This is a genomic window from Halomonas sp. BC04 (genome assembly GCF_000568385.1).
This window is the reverse complement of the sequence record NZ_AZQX01000329.1, coordinates 1-6,043: the sequence shown is the minus strand read 5'-3', so window position 1 is coordinate 6,043 and position 6,043 is coordinate 1. Positions and strand designations below refer to the sequence as shown.

Sequence of the window (6,043 nt, the reverse complement as noted above, 5' to 3'; positions counted from 1 at the left end):
CCTCGAGGGCCTGGTCACCGGCGACAGGGTCGTCTGGCGCGCCGCCCAGGACAGCAGCGGCAATGTCGTGGACGGCGTCGTGGTGGCCCGTTCCGAGCGACAGAACGTACTGGAGCGCCCCGATGCCCGGGGCCAGCTCAAGCCCGTGGCCGCCAATATCGATCAGATCCTGATCGTCTTCGCCGTGGAGCCCGCGCCCCACCCCAACCTGATCGACCGCTACCTGGTGGCCGCCGAGGCAACCGGCATCGCCCCGGTACTGGTGCTCAACAAGATCGATCTCCTGCCGGAGGGTGGCGGCGAGCTGACGGAGCTGCTCCGCCGCTACGAGGCCCTGGGCTATGCCGTGGTGACCTCTACCACGGCCCGGGAAGACGGTCTGGAGGCACTGCACGCCTGCCTCGCCGAACGCACCTCGGTCTTCGTCGGGCAAAGCGGGGTGGGCAAGTCATCGCTTATCGACCGCCTGCTGCCGGACGAGGAACTCCGCATCGGGGCGCTGTCGAAGGATTCACGCAAGGTACCCACACCACCACCACGGCACGCCTCTATGACCTGCCCACCGCCGAAAAGGCCGAACTGATCGATTCCCCCGGCATTCGTGAGTTCGGGCTGGTCCACCTGGACGAACAGCAGGTCGCCGAAGGCTTCATCGAGTTTCGCGACCTCCTGGGGCGCTGTCGCTTCCGCGACTGCCGCCACCGACAGGAGCCGGGGTGCGCCCTGCTAGAAGCCGTGGAGCGCGGGGATATCCACCCGGAACGCTTTGCCAGTTATCGCCGCATCGTCGAGAGTCTCAACGAGACCTGATTCGGTCACATCGCGACAATGAGTCAAGGAGAGCGCCATGAGTTCAGAAGAGAACCTGCTGCCGCTGATCGTCGAACCCGAACAGCTTGCCGAGCACCTGGACGATCCTCAACTGCTGATCATCGACGTACCGCTCAAGGCCGAAAGCCATGAGCAAGGGCATGTACCCGGTGCCGTGTTTCTCGATTTTCGCAGACTCATGCGTGGCGAAGGCGACGTCCCCTGCGAGGTGCCCAGCGTCGACTCGCTATCGCGACTCTTCTCGGAGCTTGGCCTGACACGCGACACCCATGTGGTGGCCTATGACGACGAGGGCGGCGGCTGGGCCGGTCGCCTGTTATGGACCCTGGAACTGATCGGACATGGCCGCTACTCCTACCTCAACGGCGGCATCCACGCCTGGCGCCAGGCCGGCCAACCCGTCTCCACCGGGCCCCGCACGCCCTCTCCCAGCGAGTACGAAGCCGAGATCCTGCATCCCGAGGTGGCCATCGACCGCATCGAACTGCAGGAGCGTCTCGGTGAGAAGGGCTTCGCCATCTGGGATGCCCGCTCGCCGGCGGAGTACCGTGGCGAGAAGGGCGAAAACCGTAAGCTCGGCCATATTCCCGGCGCGGTGAACATGGAGTGGACCGAGGCCATGGACAAGGAGCGCGCCCTGCGTATCCGCGACTATGCGGAGCTGATCACCGAACTGGAAGCGCTGGGCCTGACCCCGGACATGGAAGTGATCACCCACTGCCAGAGCCACCACCGCAGCGGCTTCACCTGGCTGGTGGGCAAGGCCCTGGGCTTCGAGAAGATTCGCGGCTACGCAGGCTCCTGGAAGGAGTGGGGCAACCGCGACGATACGCCGATAGAGAAGTAGACGGGATACATAACCTACACACGCTACTCGGGCAGGCAGCGAAGCGACCTTGTCGAGGCCGCTGGCACGAGTGGCGCCAACCAAGGCAACAACGGAATCTTTACCTTGTCTCTCGCCAAACTCTTCGCCCTGATCCAGTACCCCATTCCTCACCACCTGCTATCACGGCTGGTGGGCCAGTTCGCCGAATGTCGCCAGCCCTGGCTGAAGAACGCCTTGATCCGCGCCTTCATCAAGCGCTTCAAGGTGGACATGCGCGAGGCCCTCGAGCCCGACCCCACGGCCTACGCCACCTTCAACGACTTCTTCACCCGGGCGCTCAAGCCGAATGCCCGCCCCCTGGGCGACGGGCTGCTCTGCCCCGCCGACGGCACCCTCTCCCAGTTCGGCGCCATCGAGGCGGACCGGCTGCTGCAGGCCAAGGGGCACCGCTTCTCGATGGAGGACCTGCTCGGCGGCGATGCGAAAGCCGCACGGCGCTACACCGGCGGCAGCTACGCCAACGTCTACCTCTCCCCCAAGGATTATCATCGCGTGCACATGCCGCTGGCCGGCACCCTGACCGAGATGGTCTACGTGCCGGGGCGGCTCTTCTCGGTCAACTCGGCCACCACCGACCACGTGCCCAACCTCTTCGCCCGCAACGAGCGCCTGGTCTGCCACTTCGATACCGAGCAGGGCCCCATGGTGGTGGTGCTGGTGGGAGCGATGATCGTCGCCGCCATTGAAACGGTATGGGCCGGCCAGATCACCCCGCTCTCGGGGCAGGTGCAGCGCGTCCGCTTCGACAACCCGGTACGCCTGGAGCGTGGCGAGGAGATGGGCCGGTTCAAGCTCGGCTCCACGGTGGTGATGGCCTTCGCCGGCAAGGTCGATTTCGACGAAGCACTGGCGCCCAGAGCCACCGTGACCATGGGCCAGTCGCTGGGAGTTGTTCGGTAATGCATGACACCTAGCGAGGGGCGCCGGGGACAGGCCGAAGCGGGGGTCTTCTTCCAGGGAAGGAAGAAGTAGCGCCCATGGACGGGTTCACAGCGCCCCCGTGGAGGCCTGTCGACGGAGCAGCCCCGAGCGGTGAAACTTCTGTGATACGCCTTTAGCAACGCGGCGTGGCGAAGGCCATTACCTCCGCCACGCTCTGCCTCCCCAGCGCCAGCTGGATCAACCGATCCAGGCCCAATGCAACCCCGCAGCCTGCCGGCATGCCATGCTCGATGGCCGCCAGCAGGCGCTCGTCGACGTCCACCTCCGGCAGGCCCAGCCGGTGCCGGGCGGCATTGTCCTCGGCGAAGCGCAGGCGCTGCTCGCCAGCATCGATGAGCTCATCGTAGCCGTTGGCCAGCTCCAGCCCCTGCGCATAGACCTCGAAGCGCGAGGCCACCCACTCGCCATCCTCCGGGTCACGATGACGTCGCGCCAGAGCCGCCTGGCTGGCCGGATAATCCACTACCACGTCGAGCCCCTCACGGCCCAGGCCCGGCTCGATGACCAGGCCCATCAACAGGTCGAGGCAATCGTCACGGGGCGCGTCCTCCATGTCGAGGCCGCCGCGCTCACCGGCGACCCGGCGCAGCGCGTCGAGCTCGATGCCAAAGGGATCGAGATCCAGGGCCTCGTGGAACAGCTCGCGGTAGCGGCGACGGCGCAAAGGCTGCGGCTCTCGCCCCAGCACCGCCAGAATCAACGCAGCCGTCTCCTCGATCAGCTCGTCGATCGAGAAGCCCGGACGGTACCACTCCAGCATGGTGAACTCGATGTTGTGGCGGCTCCCCACCTCGCCGTCCCGAAAGCTGCGCGCGAGCTGGAAGATCGGCCCGCTACCGGCGGCCAGCAGTCGCTTCATGTGAAATTCCGGCGAGGTCTGCAGCCATAACCGCTCGCGCCCCGCCGGGGTTGTCGCCTCAAGCGACAGCGACGCCAGATGCACGTCGGTACTGCCGCCGTGGCCCAGCACCGGCGTTTCCACCTCGAGCACGCCGCGCTCGGCAAAGAACCCCCGCACCTGGGCAAGCAATCGTGCCCGCTCGCGCAGCGTGTTGATACTTGCGGTGGGGCGCCAGACGGTTGCCATGACATATCCCTCCAGAACGACGAAAGCCATGCCGGCTAAGCATGGCCTTCGCTGGGTGGCACGGAACCACGGCTAGTCGGCGACAAGCCTATGGCTGTTACGCAAAGCGAGGGGCGCTGGGGACAAGCCGAAGAGGAGGTCCGACGCCAGGGAAGGCGTCGGTAGCGTACAGGGAAGTATTCACAGCGCCTCCTCGCAGGCTTGTCCCCAGATCAGCCCCGAGCGAAGGAAGCCACCTGCAATAGCCTATCCCCAGTGTCGCTTGTCGGGCGATCGCTTATGCTCGTGAAACGTACTCGCCAGAGCGCGTATCGATCTTCAGTACCTCGCCCTGATTGATAAACAGCGGCACCCGCACCACGGCACCGGAGGAGAGCGTGGCCGGCTTGGAGCCACCCTGGGCGGTGTCGCCCTTGAGGCCCGGGTCGGTCTCGACCACTTCCAGCTCGATGAAGTTGGGCGGCATCACGCTGATGGCGTTGTCGTTCCACAGGGTCACGGTGTAGGCCACCTGCTCCTTCAGCCACTTGGCGGTGTCGCCCAGGGCCTTCTTCTCGACGGCATACTGCTCGAAGGAGCCATCGGTCTTCATGAAGTACCACATGTCACCGTCGTTATAGAGGTATTCCATTTCCAGATCCATCACGTCGGCGCCTTCAAGGGAGTCGCCCGACTTGAAGGTACGTTCCCAGACGCGGCCGGTAATCAGGTTGCGCAGCTTGACCCGGCTGAAGGCCTGGCCCTTGCCCGGCTTGACCAATTCGTTCTCGACGATCGAGCAGGGGTCGCCATCCAGCATCACCTTCAGCCCGCTCTTGAATTCGTTGGTAGAATAGTTCGCCATATTGCCTCTCGGATGATCGAGCGTGTCACAGCTTCGCCTGGACGCGCGGATACGAAATCGACGAGGAGCCAAGCCCTCGCCTATGTGACTGGTGTGCCGCATGATAACCCGAAGCCCCGTCGTTTTGCAGAGACAGGCGTCATCGCAACCTGACGCGGTGCCCTTGATTCTGCCTCAGCCTGGCAAGCCCAGCTCTCGGGTGCCATTCGCGACCCACGTGAACTGTGTCGCCGCCTGGGCCTCGATGACAGCTGGCTCCCGGGGGCAGAGCGTGGGCACGCGCTTTTCGACGTGCGCGTCCCGGAGGCCTTCCTGGCGCGCATGCGCCACGCGACCCGGACGACCCACTGCTACGTCAGGTGCTGCCGCTGGCCGCCGAAGGCGAAGACGTATCGGGCTACGTCGCCGACCCTCTGGAGGAAGCCGACCATACCCCGGCACGGGGGCTGATCCACAAGTACGCCGGCCGCGTTCTGCTGATCGCCAGTCCCGTCTGTGCGGTGAACTGCCGCTACTGCTTCCGCCGCCACTTTCCCTATGAAGAGAACGCGCCTTCCCGCAGCCAGTGGGATGACTCCCTCGAGTATCTACGCGGCGACACCTCGATCAGCGAGGCGATCCTCTCCGGCGGCGACCCGCTGGCCAGCAGCGACCGCCAGCTGGCCTGGCTGATGGAGCGGCTCGATTCCATCCCCCACCTCAAGCGGCTGCGCATTCACACCCGCCTGCCGGTGGTGATACCCGACCGGGTGGACGACGCGCTGCTCGGCTGGCTCTCGGCGACGCGCCTGCAGAAGGTGGTGGTGCTGCATATCAACCATGCCAACGAGATCGATGACGCGGTGGTGGCAGCCTGCGAGCGGCTGAAAGGCGCGGGCGTCACGCTACTCAACCAGAGCGTACTGCTGCGCGGCGTCAACGACAGTGTCGATGCCCTGGCCAGCCTCTCCGAGCGGCTCTTCGAAGCCGGCATCCTGCCCTACTACCTCCACGTGCTCGACCCGGTGGCGGGTGCCGCCCACTTCGACGTGGCAGACGAAGAGGCCCGCGAACTGGTCGCGGGCCTGAGGGAGCTACTGCCTGGCTTCCTGATGCCCCGCCTCGTTCGGGAGGTCCCCGGCGAGGCGAGCAAGACGCCGCTATAGCGGCAAGCACCAAGGCGAGTGGCGCCGGGGACAGGCCGAAGCGGGGGTCCTATGCCAGGGGTGAGGAGCATTGCGCCGAACGGGCTGGCCATGGATGGCCAGCACCGGTCCTGCAAGCGGAGCAGGATGCGAGAGCGCCGCAGGGCATCGGTAGCGCCCAGGGACGGGTTCACAGCGCCCCCGCACAGGCCTGTCGCCGGATCAGCCGCGATTCTGCTACTTCGCCACCGCCAGCGACTCGGCAGTCACATTCGCCGCCGGCGCCTGGGTCGAGACATGACGGTTGATGGCGCTGACCACCGCTT

At 65.7% G+C, this 6,043-nt stretch carries 4 protein-coding genes and 2 pseudogenes; 4 read left to right on the top strand and 2 right to left on the bottom strand.

Annotation, left to right across the window (positions count from 1 at the left end; all coding sequences use genetic code 11):
- The 3 genes and pseudogenes from rsgA to asd form a co-directional block, all read left to right on the top strand.
- Window positions 1-810, top strand: a pseudogene (gene rsgA / locus Q427_RS22290) (small ribosomal subunit biogenesis GTPase RsgA); the annotation flags it as partial.
- Window positions 811-847: 37 nt separating this feature from the next.
- Window positions 848-1,678, top strand: a complete 831-nt coding sequence (locus Q427_RS22285) for a sulfurtransferase (protein WP_043517387.1) — start codon at window positions 848-850, stop codon at window positions 1,676-1,678.
- Window positions 1,679-1,783: 105 nt separating this feature from the next.
- Window positions 1,784-2,620 (top strand): archaetidylserine decarboxylase, encoded by an 837-nt coding sequence (gene asd, locus Q427_RS22280; RefSeq protein ID WP_043517385.1) that lies wholly within the window; start codon window positions 1,784-1,786, stop codon window positions 2,618-2,620.
- A gap of 154 nt (window positions 2,621-2,774) precedes the next feature.
- Here the strand turns inward: asd and epmA are convergent, their stop codons facing one another.
- Complete coding sequence (epmA, locus tag Q427_RS22275) at window positions 2,775-3,749, bottom strand: EF-P lysine aminoacylase EpmA (protein ID WP_043517383.1); 975 nt, start codon at window positions 3,747-3,749, stop codon at window positions 2,775-2,777.
- 277 nt (window positions 3,750-4,026) lie between these two features.
- Window positions 4,027-4,593: an elongation factor P gene (efp, locus tag Q427_RS22270; protein WP_043517381.1), complete on the bottom strand. Its 567-nt coding sequence runs from the start codon at window positions 4,591-4,593 to the stop codon at window positions 4,027-4,029.
- A gap of 100 nt (window positions 4,594-4,693) precedes the next feature.
- Here efp and epmB point away from each other — a divergent pair.
- A pseudogene (gene epmB, locus Q427_RS22265) lies at window positions 4,694-5,738 on the top strand (EF-P beta-lysylation protein EpmB).
- The last annotated feature ends 305 nt before the right edge of the window (window positions 5,739-6,043 follow it).

Bases quoted from the DNA above. Each gene is read 5' to 3' on its own strand.
- Q427_RS22285 (WP_043517387.1), top strand. From the start codon at position 848: ATGAGTTCAGAAGAGAACCTGCTGCCGCTGATCGTCGAACCCGAACAG.
- efp (WP_043517381.1), bottom strand. From the start codon at position 4,593: ATGGCGAACTATTCTACCAACGAATTCAAGAGCGGGCTGAAGGTGATG.
- epmA (WP_043517383.1), bottom strand. From the start codon at position 3,749: ATGGCAACCGTCTGGCGCCCCACCGCAAGTATCAACACGCTGCGCGAG.